Origin of the sequence: Caldicoprobacter guelmensis (assembly GCF_016908415.1) — a bacterium.
GTDB lineage: Bacteria > Bacillota > Clostridia > Caldicoprobacterales > Caldicoprobacteraceae > Caldicoprobacter > Caldicoprobacter guelmensis.
Window position 1 is genome coordinate 301,364 of record NZ_JAFBDW010000003.1, and the last position, 19,471, is coordinate 320,834.

Sequence of the window (19,471 nt, forward strand, 5' to 3'; positions counted from 1 at the left end):
CTAACCATCAGTATAGACAAAAGCGATATATAAGACTTACCCTTACCCCCTCCTTAAAGCTGCATATCCTGGTCCCTCCATAAAATCATCAGAGCAATTATATCACACAGCTAAATAAATTCAAGAACGTTCTCTGCTTTTTTTAAATGATTTTTAATGCTATTATACAAAAATTCCGAGCAATCGAGACTTTTTTACATTTTGCTCGGTATAAAACCTTCAGCAATCATCAAAGGCACTTTATTTCTCTTGGCGCTGGTAGATGCTAAGCTTGCAAGGTTGATTAGGTTTTCTATATCATCAACATAATTTCCTGAAAAGCGGCTTTTCTCCCTCCTCCCTCCTGAAATACCGGCAGAGGCTGTGATGCTCACTTTTATGCTGTACTCATTCTGGGATATAACCTTCAAAAGCTCCTTCGCCAGTTCTATACAACGCTCCTGCCTGTAAGGAGTCAACACGACAAACTCGTCACCACCATAACGGCACAAAAAGCAGTCATCAGGCACCTTGGCCTTAAGCAAATCGCTTATTTCCTTCAATATCAAATCTCCAAATACATGGCCATATTCTTTGTCAATAATGCCAAATCCATCAATATCTATAAATATCACAGACACTTCTTGGCCACTTTTCAGTAGTTTAACACCTTCATAGAGAATATAATCCTTTTTGTTAAGCTGCGTAAGCATATCAAAGTGCTTAGCAATCTCAAAATAGAGCCTGGTCTTGGTAACCAAACCTAACAGCTGCCCATCTTTTACTACCAACACCCTTTCTATGCCGTACCTATCCATTTTTTCCTTTGCTTCCCATAATGAAGCCGTAGGCTCAACATAAATAGGAGGTGCAGTCATAGCATCAACCACCAACGCATCAGGATGAGAAGACATGATATCCCACGTGGTTATAATTCCCACTAGCCGTCCGCCCTCCATTACAGGCAGACAACCTATCCTATACTGAGTCATTATTCGGCGTGCGTTATCCACGCTATCCATCGATTCAATTGTAATGAGGTCCTTTTCCATTATGGAAGACACCGTCGTAATCATAGCTCCACTACTTTGCTAACACACAACACCATATCCCGATCAATCTCCGGGATGGCTGTTTAGTTAGCTACCGTTCCTCCTTTTTCAACCTTAAGAGAGATTAGGCGGTCATGGAATACCATTTGTATAAGTGTTCTCCGTATAACCCCATTTTACATAATAGAATAATCAACCCTTTACAACGTTTCAAAACTTTTAAAGCCTTCTTTTAGGACTTAAGGCCTATGACATTAGACCCACTTTACTAGTTATTGTAATACATTTTTACCGATAAAACAAGGAAAAAGTAGGTCAAAACAATCATGCTGGAACCTAAATCCTATTTTTATAGGACTACACACTTCAACAAAATACGACAAACAATACCAAAGTCCTATTGTATTTTAATAATTGATAACTTAAAATAAAAGCGTATATACAGGGTAAAGTTCTCTGTAAATACAGAGCAAAAGGAGTGTAAATGATGGCACTCTTATCCGGATTAAAAAAGTTATGTTGTAGAAAAAGGAAATTTGCTCCACCAAATGAATATAGATTGACCCCCAAAGAACGGGAAAGCGTGATAACATTTTTTTCTATTATAATATGCTGTACTATGATAGTGTTGATTCTTAAGTTGATATACTGACACGCCAAAATGACCCCCAAAAACGGAAAGGACATGCACGTCCTTTCCGTTTTTTTATGCCTTATCAGTTATTCTTGTTCGTCCTGCATGGTGCGCATACGGGGATTCACATCTTCCAGCTGTGGAGGGAACAACGGAAGGCTGAAGAACTGTTCGCAGACGTTCTCAGCAAACTCTTCACAAGGTGGAATGTCACAGAATCCAAACGAAGGCACTAGCAGTTCGACTTTGGCCACAATCTTCAAAATTATTGTAACGCAGACGTCTACATCAAACCTTAAGACATCACCGGGCACAATCCTGCCTGAGACGCACATGGCATTTACAGTGCTTTCCAGCTGGAAGGGGATTACCGACTCATCGGGTACGTAGAGTATTACATCCTTAGGCACACATATAAAGCTGTTACCAGTACCTTTCTTGCCGTGTGCGTCCTCAAAAACCACCTCAACAGGAATTTCCACTTTAGTCTGTACCCTTGCAAAGTTTGGCCGATCAGGCAACCTGGTGATTTGGGTTCCAACCAACTTACCTTTTACGCTGGTACTCCTGCAACCTATGAAAGTAAACGGCGGGGTAAACTCCCTCAAATCACCGCACACATCTTTTACAACAATCCTTACGTCATTTAAAGTTTCCTGCTGGAGACACGCATCATATACCTTGTCCACCTGTATGCACACTTTTTCTATTATCTTTTTGCAGCCATCAAAAGTAATTCTACCCGGACACCTTTCATTTCCACGATTTTTATATGAATAGAAAGACATCCTTTCTACCTCCTTCTCTCACAATATTTTGAGGAAATCGGTATTTCCTCTCACTGCATAATATGTAAAAATTCAATCAGATGTGATAGCCTGTGGGATAAATTCTCGAATCATATCATAGGAATTTAATAAATACTCTTGAGCAGAAACGGGTGATATCATGTCAACAAGCCTAAATAAGTCATTTGTTCTCAAAACCTCAACAGGAGCCTTGTGGCGTTTCTTCCTCTCGCCTGAAAGTAACATAGTATACTGTCAATTAGATTCCCAACCCGAAAGCCAAATTCACAACCCTTTACTGGATTGGCAGCAAGTAAAAGACTTCTCAGCTACCATTGACTCCAGCGACAACATACATGTATTGGCATATACTACTGCCAACCAGCTTATATACTGTCACTGGGACGGCCTAAAATGGCAATACCAGACCGTAGAATCCCTTCGATCTTCGATGCAAAGCATCCCCTATCTCGCCGTAACAGCATACCTCAATACTATTCATGTACTATATCAAATAAAGGGCTCATCAAAAAGTAACACAGAAATGCTAACGCATTACCGTTGGAATGGAAACAAATGGATAAAACAAAAGACATGGGCCTTGCCTCCCAACAGCTTTACAAACATAGAAAACCTCTTCGTCGATAACCTAGGAAACATCCACCTCTTATTTAGCCAGCATCAGAACCATCAAACCCAACTTTTCTATTCTTGTTTCAGCCCCTCCTTCTCATCTTGGGCAACGCCAATAGCTATCTACAAACTCGATAATGGCTGCTCAGATTTTTATCTATATGCCGATTCGCAAAACCTTCACATCATCTGGAAAGAAAAAGAGGATAACGGTTATGTTATAAAATACTTACAGGCAAGAAACGGGCTTCAAGCAAGAAACAATATACAGGAAGCAAAAATCATATACTCCGGACAAGAAGAGCCCATCCTTCCAACATTGCTGTTACTTAAAGACCTGTATTGTCTGTGGGAAATGAAAAACGATATATATTTTATATCTTCAAAAGACGGCGGAAATACCTGGAGTTCACCCACAACTATTCCCCGTACCTCATCAGACAACCTAACTTTTTTCTACTATACATCTTTTGATAAGCCAAACCTTCCCCCAACTCTCAGGCTATGGAGCATAAACTACAAAGGGATTTTAGACCTTCATGATTCCTTAGAGCATCCAAGCCTGCAAGCCATTCCTCCAATCCCCGACAAAAAAAATGACCAGCAACCGATATACGCCAAATTAGAAAAAAAGGTAGCTGAAATAGAACAACAGCTTGATAACATAACCTCCGCCCTCTATGCTTTTCAAGAGCAACTCCTGCAAAACAGCAAATCCATATATTTCCTGGAAGCTATGATAAAAAAGCTCAATTTCCAGGTAGAACAGCTAAGGGCAAGCACAAAACAGACGTTTTACAACGGAAATATCGGCAATAAAGAAAAAAAGCCTGATTCACATAAAGAACAGGATTCTCAAACGCATCCGACTATTCAGACCTCCAAGAACACTCCAGACAACCACATCACGCTGCCAACTCAATCTACTATAAAAGTGGATGACGACGTCACAGCCCCCGACACAAACAGCAGACAAACCACCCTGCACCCACACAGCACTGAACAACCATCATGCGATCTTCACTCTAAACTAAAAAATATAAGCGACAACCAAACCCCACAAGCGATGCAGTCCCCCACCACTCCTCAGCGCATATCCCTGGGAAATGTTGACATAATAGTAAATTCGCAAGAAGAAAGCTAAAAGTCACTCCTTAGTTTTGGGAACCTCCACCAAAGCATGTTCAAGCACCTGGTCCATGTGCTCCACCAGTATTATCTCTATCTTACGTTTAACATTTTCTGGTATATCCTTTAAGTCTTTTTCATTTTCAGCAGGGATAATCACTTTACTAATGCCTGCTCTATGAGCCGCCAGTACCTTTTCCTTTAAGCCGCCAATGGGCAACACCCTGCCCCTCAAAGTTATCTCGCCCGTCATGGCAACATCGCTACGGGCAGGTATACCCGTCAATGCCGATATTATGGCGGTTGTCATGGTAATTCCTGCCGATGGGCCATCCTTTGGTATTGCACCTTCGGGGATGTGCACGTGAATATCGGTATTGTTGTAAAAATTAGGGTCTATGCCCAAATCTTTGGCCTTGGCGCGTATATAGCTAAAGCCGGCTTGTGCTGATTCTTTCATGACATCACCCAGTTGACCAGTAAGCACCAGCTTACCGTTTCCGGGCATATGGATGGCTTCTACCAGCAAGGTTTCTCCCCCTACAGCCGTCCAGGCCAAACCGGTGACAATGCCAGCCTGGTCATGCTGTCCCGCCCTCTCATAGCGGTATATGGGAACGCCCAAATAACGCTTTAAATTGCCGCTGGTTATCCTTACTTTCTGTTGACCTGTCTCCAATATCTTCCTGGCAGCCTTTCTACATATGGTTGCAATCTGCCGCTCCAGATTTCGTACTCCAGCCTCACGAGTATAATAATTGATTATATCCCTTATGACGCGCTCGTGTATCTGAACGCTTCCTTCTTTAAGCCCGTGTTCCTTTACCTGTTTGGGGATAAGATAACGGGAAGCTATGTGCACCTTTTCCTCTTCAGTATAGCCAGAAATATGAATTACTTCCATCCGGTCCAACAAGGGCCTGGGAATGGTTTCAAGGGTATTGGCTGTTGTCAAAAACATAACTTTGGACAGGTCAAACGGTACTTCCAAATAATGGTCTCGAAAAGCAAAGTTCTGCTCCGGGTCAAGCACCTCCAGCATAGCAGAAGCGGGATCCCCTCGAAAATCGCTGCTCATCTTGTCTATTTCATCAAACAGAAATACCGGATTTTTAGTACCAGCCTGCCTTATGGAAGCTATAATCCGGCCGGGTATGGCTCCCACATAAGTCCTTCGATGCCCGCGGATCTCCGCCTCATCCCTTACGCCGCCCAGAGACATCCTGACAAATTTCCTGTTGAGCGCCCGCGCGATAGACCTAGCGATCGAGGTCTTACCTACCCCTGGCGGTCCCACAAAACACAGTATAGGGCCTTTCATCTGCTTGGTCAGCTGATGTACCGCCAGATACTCAAGTATCCGTTCCTTCACCTTCTCCAAGCCATAATGGTCCTCATCAAGTATCTTAGCAGCCTTTTTTATGTCAGTATTGTCTTCGGTTTCAACATTCCACGGCAGCTCCACAAGCCAATCCAAATACGTCCTTATAATCCCTATCTCAGGCGACCCAGGGGGCATCCGGTACAACCTGTCAAGCTCTTTCATTGCCTTCTCGTAGGCTTCTTCAGGCAGATGAGCTTCTTCTATCTTTCGCCTGTATTCCTCTACCTCTTCACCTATACCATCCTTTTCTCCCAATTCCTTTTGTATGGCCTTAAGCTGTTCCCTTAAGTAATATTCCCTCTGCAGCTTGTCTATCTGCTTCTTCACCCGTTGATTGATCTTCCGTTCAATCTCCAGGATTTGAATTTCCCTAGTCAATATGCCGTACAGCTTTTCTAGTCTCTCCTGCGGATCAAATGCCTCTAATATGTTTTGCTTGTCCTCAATCTTGACAAGCACATTGGAAGCTATGATATCGGCCAACTGACCAGGTTTGTCAACAGCATTGACCGATATAAGCGTATCAGGAGACACCTTATTGCCCAGCTTCACATAATCCTCAAATATGTCAAGTACGCTTCGCATCAAAGCCTCTTGTTCCAAGTTATTCGGTTCAAGGTCATTTTCTTCTATCTCTTCAACCTTCACCTCAAAATAGGGATCTGTGGATATGAACTCTACAATGCGTCCACGCCTGAGCCCTTCCACCAGCACGCGTATGGTATCTCCTGGAAGCTTGAGAAGTTGCTTTATTTTAGACACAGTACCTACATGATATATGTCATCAATACCAGGGTCATCCATCTTTGCATCCTTTTGTGCCACCAAAAGCAACTCCTGGTCATTTACCATTGCTTCTTCCAGTGCAGCAATGGATTTTTGCCGCCCCACATCAAAATGCAACACCATATACGGGAAAACCGTCAGACCCCTAAGCGGCAGACAAGGTATGCGCCTTAATTTGTTGTTGGATTTCTTTTTTCTACCTCTTTTCTTCTCAGCCGTTTGTTCGGCCATAAATTTCTCTCCTCCACATCTATGGGAAGTTCCCTACATACTATTCTGCACAACCTTTCGACTTTTAAATTATATAATAAATGGATAAAAAATCAAGCTGCCATATATAATTTGCCATTATTTAAAAATTACGCAATAAAAAACCGGGATATATAATCCCGGCCTGACTATTTTGCCGATGCGCTCAATAATTTAGCTTTATGTGATATATTTGTAACGCTGGCATCATCTTCCCCGTGATATATAGCATGTTCTATAACCTCTTCAATCCTTTTTGCCGGAACAATCGATATATCGCAATTTTTAAAGGTTTCCTGCCAATTTTCCATAGGTATTATTACCTTTTTTACTCCCGCCTGAACAGCCGCCTCTATCTTGGCAGCTATACCCCCCACCGGCTTTACCTCTCCCAAAATGGATACCTCTCCCGTCATGGCCACTCTACCATCCACAGGCTGCCCCGTTATAGCCGAATACACCGCCACCGCCATGGCTATCCCCGCCGAAGGGCCATCCACAGGTATGCCACCGGGGAAATTTAGGTGCACATCATAATCCCTGGGGTTTACACCCAGCCACTTCCTCACGGCTGTCAGCACATTTTCCACCGAATCCCTGGCAGTGCTCTTCCTGCGCATTCGCTTTCCTTCAGAACCCATTTCTTCCTCGTCGATTATACCTGTTACCGTAACCATGCCTTTCCCTTTTCCGGCAGGCATTGCTGAGGCCTCCACTTCCATGATGGTTCCCAGGTGAGCCCCGTATACAGCCAGTCCATTTACACAGCCCACCCTTGGAATACCTTCTACCTTTTTCTCAGGCCTTGGGCTGTAATGTCCACTGTTTATCACCCATTCTATATCTTTTACGGTAATGTCGGTCCTCCCCTCGGTCAAAGCAAGACCACCAGCAAGCTGTATCATATTAACCGCATCCCTGCCATTGCCTGCATACTTGCCCACCAACTCAACGGCTCGCTCAGCAATTGAAAAGCCGCCTTTTTTAGCCGCATTCCTGGCAATTTGCATGACCTCATCGGGCCTTAACTCTCTGAAGAATATCTCGAGGCACCTAGACCTTATGGCCGCAGGTATCTCGCTAGGACTTCTTGTGGTTGCCCCAATCAAGCGGAAGTCTGCTGGCAACCCTTTCTGGAAAATCTCATGAATGTGTCTGGGGATATTGGTATCATAGGAGCTGTAATATGCGCTCTCAAAAAACACCTTTCTATCCTCTAGTACCTTCAGCAGCTTGTTCATCTGTATGGGATGAAGCTCGCCTATTTCATCCAGGAATAGCACCCCTCCATGGGCTTTAGTAACTGCTCCAGGCTTTGGTTGCGGAATCCCAGCAATCCCCAGCGGCCCCGCTCCTTGATATATGGGGTCATGCACCGAACCTATGAGAGGGTCGGCTATGCTGCGCTCATCAAAACGTATGGATGTTGCATCCATTTCTATAAACTTGGCATCGTGACGAAATGGCGACATCGGATTCTTCTTTGCTTCTTCCAGCACCAGCCGCGCAGCGCAGGTTTTCCCCACCCCTGGAGGTCCATAAATTATCACATGTTGAGGATTAGGTCCGCACAGCGCTGCCCGTAAAGCCTTTATTCCTTCTTCCTGCCCTATTATCTCATCAAAGCTGGTAGGGCGGGTTTTTTCAGACAATGGTTCGGTCAAAGAAATCTCGCGAAGTCGTTGGAGGTTCTCAAGCTCCTTTTTTGATTCTTTCTCCACCGCTACTTTATTGCCCTGCTGGCTTCTGAGCAGGTTTAAAAAATACAGCCCTATGACTATGGCAAAAAAGAGCTGTATTATGACCACGGCATTAGTCAGCAAGTGGTATTCCCCCTTTTCGAGATACCGTTTTTTTAACCGTTCTCCTGGATAGTATATGTAACCAGATGATTTTTATCCAATTTGTTTTCTACAAGAGGTGTTTTTAAAGAAAAGACATCACGCTTAGTAAAAATTTGGTAAAAATAAAAAGGGAGCGACTTATATCACTCCCTTTTTAAACCCGCTTTTGTATCGCCTTATGACACCGATTCGCGCTTTTCTTTTTGCTTTTTGAACCCTTTACGTGCCCGCTGCCCTTCCGAAATTATTATTATGGGCTCACTCTTTCTTAGCACCACATCCTTGGTTATTATGCACTTCTCCACATCTTCACGAGAAGGAATCTCAAACATTACATCTAGCATCAGCTCTTCCATTATAGCCCTCAGACCACGAGCGCCCGTCTTGCGTTCAAGGGCCTGCTTGGCAATCAAGCGCAGCGCTTCATCCTCAAATTCCAATGTCACCCCATCCATCTCAAATAACTTTTGATATTGCCTAACCAAAGCATTCTTGGGCTCCGTCAAAATCTTCACCAAAGCCTCCTCGTCTAAAGCATGGAGGGTAACGATAATGGGGAGACGTCCCACAAACTCCGGGATCAAACCAAACTTGAGCAAGTCTTCTGGCATAATGTGCTTGAGAAGCTCACTGGGATCGCTGTTTACCTTACTTCGAATCTCTGCCCCAAATCCCAGCGAACTCTTTCCTATACGGTTCTGAATAATTTTCTCTATACCTTCAAAAGCGCCACCACATATGAAGAGAATATTGGTGGTGTCTATCTGTATAAACTCTTGGTGGGGATGCTTACGCCCCCCCTGGGGCGGAACATTGGCAATGGTACCCTCCAAGATTTTAAGCAAAGCCTGCTGTACGCCCTCGCCGGATACATCTCGGGTTATGGAAGGGTTTTCTGACTTTCGGGCTATTTTATCTACTTCATCTATATACACTATACCTTTTTCGGCCTTCTCGATATCATAATCGGCGGCTTGAATGAGCCTCAGAAGGATGTTCTCCACATCTTCGCCCACGTATCCAGCTTCGGTTAGAGTGGTAGCATCTGCTATCGTAAAGGGGACGTTCAATATCTTTGCCAGCGTCTGAGCAAGCAGCGTCTTGCCAGACCCCGTTGGCCCCAGCATCAATATATTGCTTTTCTGTAGCTCCACACCATCCTTCTTTGAATCGCTGTTAATGCGCTTGTAATGATTGTATACTGCCACTGAAAGTATCTTTTTGGCCCTGTCCTGACCTATGACATACTGGTTAAGTATAGAATAAATTTCCTGGGGCTTGGGGATATCGTGCATATCGAAGCTGGACGATTCTTCAAATTCCTCCTCTATGATCTCCTGGCACAACTCTATGCACTCATCACAAATATAGACCCCCGGCCCAGCCACCAGGCGCCTTACCTGGTCCTGGGTCTTACCACAGAAAGAACATTTAAGTTGCTTTCTATCATCATATCTTGCCAATTTTTTCACCTCTTAATTTAACTATTTACGCGACACAATGACTTCGTCGACGATGCCGTATTCCTTGGCCTCATATGCCGACATAAAGAAGTCACGATCAGTGTCCCTCTCTATCTTTTCCAGGGGTTGCCCTGTCCTCTCGGCCAAAATCTCGTTAAGGCGCCTCTTGATCTTGAGGATCTGCTCAGCGTGTATCTTTATGTCGGATGCAGAACCCCGTGCCCCGCCAATAGGCTGATGGATCATGATTTCGCTGTTAGGCAGAGCATACCTCTTACCCTTAGTGCCGGCCGCCAATAAGAAAGCTCCCATGGAGGCAGCCATTCCAATACATATGGTTGACACATCGCACTTGATATACTGTATGGTATCGTAAATGGCCAGCCCAGCCGTCACCGAGCCCCCAGGGCTGTTGATGTAAAGCTGTATGTCCTTGTCGGGGTCCTTGGCTTCTAGATACAGCATCTGAGCTATCACAAGGTCGGCGGTTTCATCATATATCTCCCCGCCAAGGAATATAATTCTATCCTCCAAAAGCCGTGAGTATATGTCGTATGCGCGTTCACCACGGCTGGTCTGCTCCACAACGATAGGTACCAAGCTCATCCCTTGATCACCTCTCAATCTATCATAAACTTAAGTTCATTCAGCCGTAGTATCTTTTACTGCTTGCTGGCTTGTGCTCTCATTACCATTTTCAGCCTTAACATCACCCTGCTGGTCATCCTGCTGCGTCTTTTGCGCTTTATCCACTATAACAGCATTATCCATCAAGAAATCTATGGTCTTTTTAACCAATATTTCATCTTTCCTTCTCTCCACGCTTTCAGCAAAGCGTTCCTTCGCTTCATCTACGGTTATATTAAACTGATTAGCCAGCTCTTCCAGCTCTTTATCCAGGTCCTCCTGGGTAACCTCAATGCCCTCAACCCTTGCTATCTTCTCCAACACCAAGCCAGTCTTAACTCTAGTATATGCCTCTTGCCTATATTGTGCCCTCAAATCCTCTTTGGATATGCCGGTAAGCTCTAAATACCGCTTAAGGGTGAGGCCTCTATAATAAAGCCCTATCTCGAAATTGCCCAACATAATGTCAATTTCCCGTTCTACCATAACATCGGGGATATCGACTTTCGCTGCCTCAACCACTTGCGACAGAAGTTGGTCCTCCATCTGTTCTCGCGCCCGATTTCGGGCAATTCGTTCAAGGTCCTCTTTTAGGTGCGCTCTATATTCCTCGATGGTTTCAAAATCGCTCACTTCCTTGGCGAATTCATCATCCAGCGCTGGCAGCTCCTTCTCCTTTATGTCATGAATCTTCACCTTAAATACGGCTTCTTTGCCTTTCAAGCTTTCTACACCATAGTCCTCGGGGAAGGTGACTTTAATCTCCTTTTCGTCTCCTGCGCTAAGGCCGATAAGCTGCTCCTCAAAGCCAGGGATAAATGATCTAGAGCCTATCTCGAGGGTATAATTTTGAGCACTTCCATCCTCAATCGGTTGCCCATCCACAAAGCCTTGATAATCAAGGGTGACCATGTCTCCTTCCTTTATAGGCCTACCCTCAACAGCCACCCATCTGGCATACCTTTCCTGCACTCGCTTAAGGGTATCCTCTACATCTTTATCTGTAACATTATACTCCACTTTTTCCACTTCTATTCCTTTATACTGCCCCAGTTCCACTTCCGGCTTTACAATGACGCTGGCTGTGAATACCAAGTCTTTCCCGCTGCCAATCTGTTCAATCTCTTCTACCGTGGGATAGTCCACAGGTTCAAGCCCATTTTCTTCAACCGCTCTCCAGTAAACATCTGAAAATATCTCATTAAAGGCATCCTCATAAAAGACGCCTTCTCCATAATACCTTTCTATGAGCTTCCTAGGAGCCTTCCCCTTTCTGAAACCCGGTATTATAAATTTGCCCTTATTCTTAACGTAAGATTTGTCCAGCGCCTTCTCAAACTCTTGGGCATCAACTTGAAACTTCAGCTTAACCTTATTGTTCTCTATCTTTTCAGCTGTAGCTTTCACTTGTTAAGTTCCTCCTTTGTTAAATACTGCTCTTCTTCACAACATTTTAATTATAGCATAAACTGTAGACAAGTCCAATATTTTTTGATATCCTATTAAACAGTAATTTTGGTATTTTCATATTATAGTAACACACACTCTACCGCAATGCAATATATTGACTACCTAAATTTTTTGCAAAGCCATGCTATTAAACAAAATTTGCCTATAATTTAGGGAGGCAGGCTTAACTCTACAAAAACAATTCGAAAGGATGGATGAGCGAAATGGAAAATCTACTCAAGGGTAAAAACATACTGATAATGGGTGTAGCCAATAAATGGAGTATCGCTTGGGGTATAGCCCAGTCTTGCCTGAAAGCCGGCGCCAATTTAATATTTACATACCAGGGAGAACGTACAAAGGACGCAGTCGAAGAGCTGGTATCGGGCATTCCAGGAGCCTTGCTGTACCCCTGTGATGTCACCAGCGATCAGGAAATAATAGACCTCTTTGAAAACATAAAGAGGGATGTGGGCGTATTGCACGGCGTGGTGCACAGCCTGGCTTTTGCAAAAAAAGAGGAACTTGCCGGCGCGTACTATAACACTTCCCGTGAAGGATACCTGCTGGCACAAAACATAAGCGCATATTCCCTGGTAGCGGTGGCAAGGCATGCTTTACCGCTTATGACAGAGGGTGGCAGCATCGTAACGTTAACATACATTGGCGGTGAGAGAGTGGTACCCAACTACAACGTAATGGGGGTAGCCAAGGCAGCGCTAGAATGCTCTGTAAAATATTTAGCTGTAGACTTAGGTCCTTACAATATTAGAGTAAACGCCATATCTGCCGGCCCCATAAAGACATTAGCAGCAAGAGGCGTCAAAAATTTCAGCGAGATGCTCAAAACATATGAGGAAAAAGTGCCGCTGAGGAGGAATATTGACCAATCGGATGTGGGTGATGCAGCTTTGTTCCTGCTAAGCCACTTGTCAAGAGGCATCACAGGAGAAGTCATACACGTGGATGCAGGATATCATATATTGGGTTAACATCAAATTATTGAGCTGGTTAAAATGCCAACATCCACCTCAGAATTTATGACAAATATAATATCCCCCGTTGAAAACTCCTCAACGGGGGAACTAATGTGTTTAACCAGAATACTCTAAAATGATAGAAAGTCCACAAAGACGGTTTGAAAATCCGGGCAAGAGGATAATTCAATATAACGCATTCTCTGCCTTATACGTTCAGTCATTTCCATGTGCTCCCTTGACAGGAGCGCCATCTTGGCTCCAGCTCCAGCAGCATTGCCTACGGGAACTATTTTGCTCCTCAATTCAGCTGGAATAAGCCCAATGTCGGCCGCATGGTCATAGTCAATGTAATTACCGAAACCTCCTGCCAGGTACACTTTTTGGATATCTTTGTGTTGTACCCCCATTTCCTTCATCAAGATGTGAATGCCACTGGCAATCGCGGCTTTAGCCAGCTGAACCTCACGTACATCTTTTTGACAGATGTATATATCATCCGATGCCCCTTCTTCTCTGGAAGCGATGAGAAAAGCAGGCTTCCCATCCATCTCCTTGACCCTGTTAGCTAGGCTAATCGGCAATTCAGATTTGGCCTCTTCAATGCTCTTCATCCTACCCGCTACGTCCACGATCCCTGCCTTTAACATCTGTGCAACAGCATCTACAATCCCAGAGCCGCATATCCCGCGAGCCGGTTCCCCGCCTATGGTGTCGTACTCTACCCTGTCCTCGATTATCCTCACTTTGCTGATGGCACCTTTTACACCTCCCATTCCATAGCGAATATGGGCACCTTCAAAAGCGGGTCCCGCTGCCGTCGAGCAGGCTACAATCCTTTCGCGGTTACCAAGCGCAATCTCACCGTTTGTCCCTATATCTATGAGAAGTGCCAGCTCGTCCTTTTCAGCCATTCCGGATGCCAGTATAGCAGCCACAGTATCGGCACCTACATATCCTGCCACCATGGGCAATATGGTTACCCTGCCAGAAGGACACATATTCAATCCCAAGCGCCAGGGCTCAAGCTCCAGTTTTCGAGCTATGACCGGGATGAAAGGTGAAACCGCTATGTGCTTGACTGGCAACCCTGCAAACAAATGCATCATTATAGTATTGCCTACCACCGTCATATGGTAAATATTGATTGGATTTATACCCCATCTCTGGCAGAAAGCTTTAAGCATGTTATTTATCTCATCTCTCACCAAACCGCTTAACACATCAAGCCCATTCTCGTTTTCTATCGTAAAATCAGTACGGGTTATAACATCGGCGCCATACTGGCGTTGGGGATTTATAGCCGAATACACGTCCAACTGCCGTCCTGTGGCAAGGTCCATCAAGAATCCCACCATTGTAGTGGTGCCAATATCGACCGCCACCCCGTATTTGACATGTGAAGTATCCCCAGCTTCAACTGAAATTATATCCCCATCAAAAAATACTGCAGTTACTTTATAGCCATTATCCCTCAATATTTCAGGTAAATCCTTCATGACATTAAGATAAAGCTTTCCAGGTGCTCCTAACGCCTTTTCGAGCCTATCGACATCGCTGTCTTGGTCATCCAGCGATGGTTTAGGCAATTCAACATAACGCTTAACAACTGTGGGATTTAAAGCAACATCGCTTTTCCCATCGGTAAGAATAGCTGCATCTCTCTGACCGCTCTCAGCCAACTCAACAACTAAATCCTCATTCACCTCTACCCTGCATGCCAGGCGTATACCACCCTTTCGCTCAATAAACGAAAGGTGTCCCATCTCATCCGGCAAACACTGGTTTTTTGTCACATCCCCTCTGACAATTCTCACTTTACACTTCCCGCAAAAACCCCTGCCACCGCACGGTGAATCCAAATAAAAACCTTTTTCTTTTAAAAGCTTAAGCAGGTTGTATCCTGCGGGCACCCAGCACTTGTCCGAACGATTACCTTGTCTTATCTCTACTTGATGCAATCTAATGCTACCCCCCTTTAAAACATTTCGTGGCATCCCACTCCAGTAGCTTTTTAAAAATAACGACTATTAAATAATCCATGCAGGCATCTAAGGCCATACAGCAATATTTTTAGCAAATATTATACAATACCTATAAGCTGTTGTCTCTAAATAATGTTGCCTTAAAAAGTACAATCTTGCTGTGCTTAACCGTTTCTCATTACTCCTGCATATTCACTCTATAAAAAGCCATAAAAAAAGAGGATGAATGGCTCATCCTCAATACAGTTTAGTCACCATACGCGTAATGTCAATTACTTTCACCTCTCCTGGTTCACCCGAAGCTTCCACTACATAGGGGACACCAGGTTCTAAGATAATGCAATTATCCGACAACTCCACATCCTGCTGGGTCTCCACGAATACCCCAAATGCCGGCTTATCTGATACAAGCTCTATTACATTTCCCTTTACTGTACAATTTATGTCAGGCTCTTTAAGCTCAAGATTCCTGAAAACATCAAACACCATATAGTTTTTCACGCTTCGACCACCGGCCACCAATTCTATAAACAATACAGTATCCAAAAGCTCGCCGTTTTTTTCAACAGGGAAAGTGGTTGAGCCTGCATCCACTGGCATAACCACACGCCTGTACCCGATCCCCAACTCCTCAGGCTTTATGCTGCCCACCACTATAGCGCTGTTGGGCAGCAAAACCGCCTTCATGTACATCTCGCCCTTCTTGGTTCCATCCAATGCATAGGCAGTTACCTTGACCTGCGCATCCAGCTTATCGAGCGTGTCGTTTACTGCATGTATGAATATGCTCCCCTCCTTGTATTTGGGTACCACCAAGATATTATGAAAGAATTTCTTGGTATAATAGTACAGTCCTTTCTTTCTGCGTTGGTAATCGATACACGACCAGCTGGCCACAGGCCAACAATCGTTGATCTGCCAATAAAGCGTACCCGCCGTCTTAAATTTCCTAGTGCGCCAGTGCTCTACCCCTGTCTTTATTGCCTCTGCCTGTATAAACTGCGTCAAATACACAAAACTCGCAAAATCTCTTGGAAATCCCGCTTTTGCTATCATAAACCTTACCAATCGCTCAGTCCCACACACCATCTTGTTATGAGACAACATTACCGGACTGAGCGGGTGACGGTCTTCAGGTTGTGTAAAAGAATATATGGTCTTCAAACAGGGCATAGCCTGAAATCCAAATTCGCTTAGGAACCTACCCGTATCATGGAGATACTCATTATAGTCTGCCCAACCGCTCCATACCGTCCATGAATGACGATCCCCCTCAGCCATCGAGTTGGGGTCCTCACCCCCATATGGGCTGGACACCCAGTAAGGACGTGAAGGATCGTTCTCGGCACAAACCTTAGGCAGTATCTCCTGGTATATATAGTTACCCAAATATTTGGGAACACCGTTACCCCACCAAGAATGGAATCCCCAGTTGTTCTCGTTATTACCGCACCACAGAACTATGGATGGATGTATCCTCAAACTTTTAACCACGTGCTCGGCCTCCACCTCGGCCAACCTCTGGAACCAATCAAATTGGTCGGGATACTGAGCGCAAGCATACATGAAATCCTGCCACACCATGATGCCCATCCTATCACATGCCTCGTAAAACGCGGGATGTTCATATATTCCACCGCCCCATATACGAAGCATGTTCATATTAGCATCCTTCGCTGCTTTTATGTAATAGTAATAATCCTCCGCCGTCAACCTGGGCAAAAGGCTGTCTGCAGGTATCCAGTTGGCACCTTTGGCAAATACCTTTTCTCCATTTATCTCAAAGATGAAGCTCTCTCCTTCTTCATCACGCTCCCGTATCAGCCTCACAGTGCGGATACCTGCATAGAAACTGTATTCGTCTGCCACCTTGCCATTGTACATAAGGCGCAGCCTTACCTCATACAATGGCTGCTGCCCCATACCATTGGGATACCACAAAGCTGGCTTCTCGATCACGCCTTGCCAGCTTATCTGAAGCTTGCCTCTGAATCTATCAATGTTCGCTTTATCTGAAACAACGACTTGTTTCTCGTAAAGTATCTCCACAAATGCTTCCATCTCTTCGTCGGAAACCGCTTTTCCATCTTGACGAGGAACTATTTCAAGCTCCGCCCCTGTCGCTACAAAAGCCCCTTCTTTATCGATGCAGTAGGTTTCGAAGAAAGGATAGCGTATCTTGGCAACCTCAATAACTTCTAGATATACCGGCCTCCATAGCCCTACCTGCGCAATTCTTGGCCCCCAGTCCCAGCCGTAGGAGTATTGTGCCTTCCTCACGTAGGGCCTACCAATCTCACTGCCGCCATGCAGAGTCACCGGACTGTTGCGCTCCATTGTCCGGATGGTTTTAACCGGAGAATCAAAATGTACTTCTATTTCGTTCATTCCAGTGCGTAAAATATTACCCACATCAAAGCGATAGGGGATAAACATGTTTTCAGCCCTACCGAGATAATGCCCATTCATATATACATCTGCCAAAGTATCAATTCCTTCAAATACAAGATATACCTTCCCATCTGTGAGCAGAGCATCGTTCCATTCAAACTCCTTGCGATATACCCACTCCTCCTCTTCCAGCTTGTGAAACTCTACCTCGTTTAAACGATAGAAAGGATCCCCCAGCTCTCCCAATGTCATTAAATCCAGCTGAACACAGCCCGGCACCTTTCCTTCTTTCCATTGCCTGTCTTTTCTAGAGCAAAACTTCCATACCCCATTAAGGCTTATAACCCTGTTCATACACCCACTCTCCCCTTTAAAAATTTAATGAAATCCAGATCCGTAAAAGACCTGGAAAATCATTTCCTCATAATTATCACATGCCATACTTGGGGTAAGGCTTCCCGCAAAATGAAGATGCCGATTCCCACAAACAAAAGGCCAGCTAAAAGCCGCAGATAATACGTGGGAATATATCTAGTTATCACCCCACCGAGAAAAGAGCCCAACAAGGTGACCACTACAAGAGCTAAAGAAGCGCCAAGAAATACCGGCAAAGGATCTTTGTGTTGAGTAGCCAGGGTGAAGACAGTCAGCTGCGTCTTATCCCCAAGCTCTGCTATAAACAACATACAAAACGCCAACCAAAACAATTTCCAATTCATTATGCCCCGGCACCCTCCCCGTGTTATGCCGCACAGCGGGAAACTGTGCCGCTTCCTCCTTTCAAGCCATCTATTGCTTGTCCCCAATGAGAACATACATTTTCATGCCTTCAATACATAATTTTTCAAAACTGACAAGCAGCAAACCAACAATACTTCCACATGCCAGGCCTTCAAAGTTATTATACTCCCTACTATCCAAAAACTTCAAGAGTTTTAACCATGAGTTTTTACACATACACACTTTTCCAGTAACTGGGCCGTAACCTCAACCATTTTTTCAACTAAAAAGTGTGTCATCACACGTTCGCGGCCCTTGCATGCCAAGCTTTCCCGTAGATGGGCATTTTTAATTAAACAAATTATGGCACAAGCCAGAGCCGCGGGATCTCCCGGCGGTACCAGATATCCGTTTTTGCCATGCGTAATTATTTCAGGTATTCCGCCAACACTTGAAGCTATAACGGGTTTACCCATTGCCATGGCTTCCAGTATGGAAACACTTAAACCTTCGGATAAGCTAGGCAATACAAAGACATCCATGGCATCTAAATAATCCCATACCGGCGTTACATATCCCGTAAATATTACATCATCCTCAATACCAAGGTCCTCGGTTCGCATTTTAAGCGCCCTCTCATACGGGCCATCCCCCACTATCATAAAACAAACATTTTCACAACAATTCTTTATCAACGGTATGGCGTCCAAAAGATAATGAATTCCCTTGGATGGTATGAGCCTGGCTACACTCCCTACTACCACTGCTTCTGGTTTTATCCCCAAACGTCGCCTTACATTTTGACCTTTTCCAACCAAAGGCAATGATATGCCGTTATAAATAACAGTGACCTTATCACCGGGAATGCCGCATTCCCGTTCAAGTTCAAGCTTGAGTGCATTGGACACCGCGACAATACCTTCTGTACGTCTTGTCAGTGCTTTCTCTATCTTGGATAGCATTGTACGCCTCATCCCATGGAATGATGACAACACGGAATTGTGAACAGTGTATACTTTAGGACATCCAGCCAAAATTGCTCCGACCCTACCTACCACCCCGGCCTTGAATCCATGGCAGTGTAACACGTCCACCCCGTGTTTGACTATCATGTTTGCGATTTCCACCGCTCTAATTGCATCCATATGTGGTTGTATTTCTCCCGGAAGATGAAATGGACAAACCTTTATACCTTCATCCCGTAGTTCTTCCATTGTGGTTGCATCAAAGTTGCATGCCGCTAACACCTCAAATCCTGCACCTTTCAATCCCTTTGCTAGAGAAATATAGTGTTGCTTCATGCCCCCCGAAGCTGTTCGTATAAGTTCTAAAACCCTAAGTTTTCGACTGCTCCTCACGCCTATGTCCCTCTTTTTTTCATC

Annotated in this window: 13 protein-coding genes; 2 read left to right on the forward strand and 11 right to left on the reverse strand. The window is 44.6% G+C overall.

Going from position 1 to position 19,471, the window contains the following annotated elements; all coding sequences use genetic code 11:
• Positions 1 to 194: 194 nt before the first annotated feature.
• Both JOD02_RS05795 and JOD02_RS05800 read right to left on the reverse strand, forming a co-directional pair.
• The gene (locus JOD02_RS05795) at positions 195 to 1,055 is read right to left on the reverse strand and encodes a GGDEF domain-containing protein (RefSeq protein WP_204487809.1); all 861 of its coding nucleotides are present in this window, start codon (positions 1,053 to 1,055) and stop codon (positions 195 to 197) included.
• A 696-nt stretch (positions 1,056 to 1,751) separates the two neighbouring features.
• Entirely contained in the window at positions 1,752 to 2,453 is a 702-nt protein-coding gene (locus JOD02_RS05800) for a hypothetical protein (protein WP_204487811.1), read from the reverse strand.
• Between the two features lie 211 nt (positions 2,454 to 2,664).
• Here JOD02_RS05800 and JOD02_RS05805 point away from each other — a divergent pair, with 211 nt between their 5' ends.
• A complete protein-coding gene (locus JOD02_RS05805; RefSeq protein ID WP_204487813.1) occupies positions 2,665 to 4,230 on the forward strand; it encodes a hypothetical protein in 1,566 nt (521 codons plus the stop codon).
• 3 nt (positions 4,231 to 4,233) lie between these two features.
• Here JOD02_RS05805 and lon read toward each other — a convergent pair whose 3' ends face one another.
• The 5 genes from lon to tig form a co-directional block, all read right to left on the reverse strand.
• Positions 4,234 to 6,615, reverse strand: a complete 2,382-nt coding sequence (gene lon, locus JOD02_RS05810) for an endopeptidase La (RefSeq protein WP_204487814.1) — start codon at positions 6,613 to 6,615, stop codon at positions 4,234 to 4,236.
• A 167-nt stretch (positions 6,616 to 6,782) separates the two neighbouring features.
• A complete protein-coding gene (gene lonB / locus JOD02_RS05815) occupies positions 6,783 to 8,456 on the reverse strand; it encodes an ATP-dependent protease LonB (protein WP_394355745.1) in 1,674 nt (557 codons plus the stop codon).
• A gap of 197 nt (positions 8,457 to 8,653) precedes the next feature.
• Positions 8,654 to 9,940, reverse strand: a complete 1,287-nt coding sequence (clpX, locus tag JOD02_RS05820) for an ATP-dependent Clp protease ATP-binding subunit ClpX (protein WP_204487816.1) — start codon at positions 9,938 to 9,940, stop codon at positions 8,654 to 8,656.
• A 21-nt stretch (positions 9,941 to 9,961) separates the two neighbouring features.
• Positions 9,962 to 10,546, reverse strand: coding sequence for an ATP-dependent Clp endopeptidase proteolytic subunit ClpP (clpP, locus tag JOD02_RS05825; RefSeq protein ID WP_204487818.1), 585 nt, complete (start codon positions 10,544 to 10,546; stop codon positions 9,962 to 9,964).
• A gap of 36 nt (positions 10,547 to 10,582) precedes the next feature.
• Positions 10,583 to 11,974 (reverse strand): trigger factor, encoded by a 1,392-nt coding sequence (gene tig, locus JOD02_RS05830; RefSeq protein WP_204487820.1) that lies wholly within the window; start codon positions 11,972 to 11,974, stop codon positions 10,583 to 10,585.
• A 266-nt stretch (positions 11,975 to 12,240) separates the two neighbouring features.
• Here tig and fabI point away from each other — a divergent pair, with 266 nt between their 5' ends.
• On the forward strand, positions 12,241 to 13,008 hold the full coding sequence (gene fabI, locus JOD02_RS05835) for an enoyl-ACP reductase FabI (protein ID WP_204487953.1): 768 nt from the start codon (positions 12,241 to 12,243) through the stop codon (positions 13,006 to 13,008).
• 116 nt (positions 13,009 to 13,124) lie between these two features.
• Here fabI and JOD02_RS05840 read toward each other — a convergent pair whose 3' ends face one another.
• From JOD02_RS05840 to JOD02_RS05855, 4 genes are all read right to left on the reverse strand, one after another.
• Positions 13,125 to 14,954 (reverse strand): ASKHA domain-containing protein, encoded by a 1,830-nt coding sequence (locus JOD02_RS05840; RefSeq protein WP_204487822.1) that lies wholly within the window; start codon positions 14,952 to 14,954, stop codon positions 13,125 to 13,127.
• A gap of 261 nt (positions 14,955 to 15,215) precedes the next feature.
• Positions 15,216 to 17,723 carry a glycoside hydrolase family 2 protein gene (locus JOD02_RS05845; protein ID WP_204487824.1) on the reverse strand — a complete coding sequence of 836 codons (2,508 nt, stop codon included), beginning with the start codon at positions 17,721 to 17,723 and terminating at the stop codon, positions 15,216 to 15,218.
• 59 nt (positions 17,724 to 17,782) lie between these two features.
• Positions 17,783 to 18,088: a TMEM165/GDT1 family protein gene (locus JOD02_RS05850; RefSeq protein ID WP_204487825.1), complete on the reverse strand. Its 306-nt coding sequence runs from the start codon at positions 18,086 to 18,088 to the stop codon at positions 17,783 to 17,785.
• A gap of 216 nt (positions 18,089 to 18,304) precedes the next feature.
• Positions 18,305 to 19,390: a glycosyltransferase family 4 protein gene (locus JOD02_RS05855; RefSeq protein ID WP_204487827.1), complete on the reverse strand. Its 1,086-nt coding sequence runs from the start codon at positions 19,388 to 19,390 to the stop codon at positions 18,305 to 18,307.
• Positions 19,391 to 19,471: the final 81 nt, after the last annotated feature.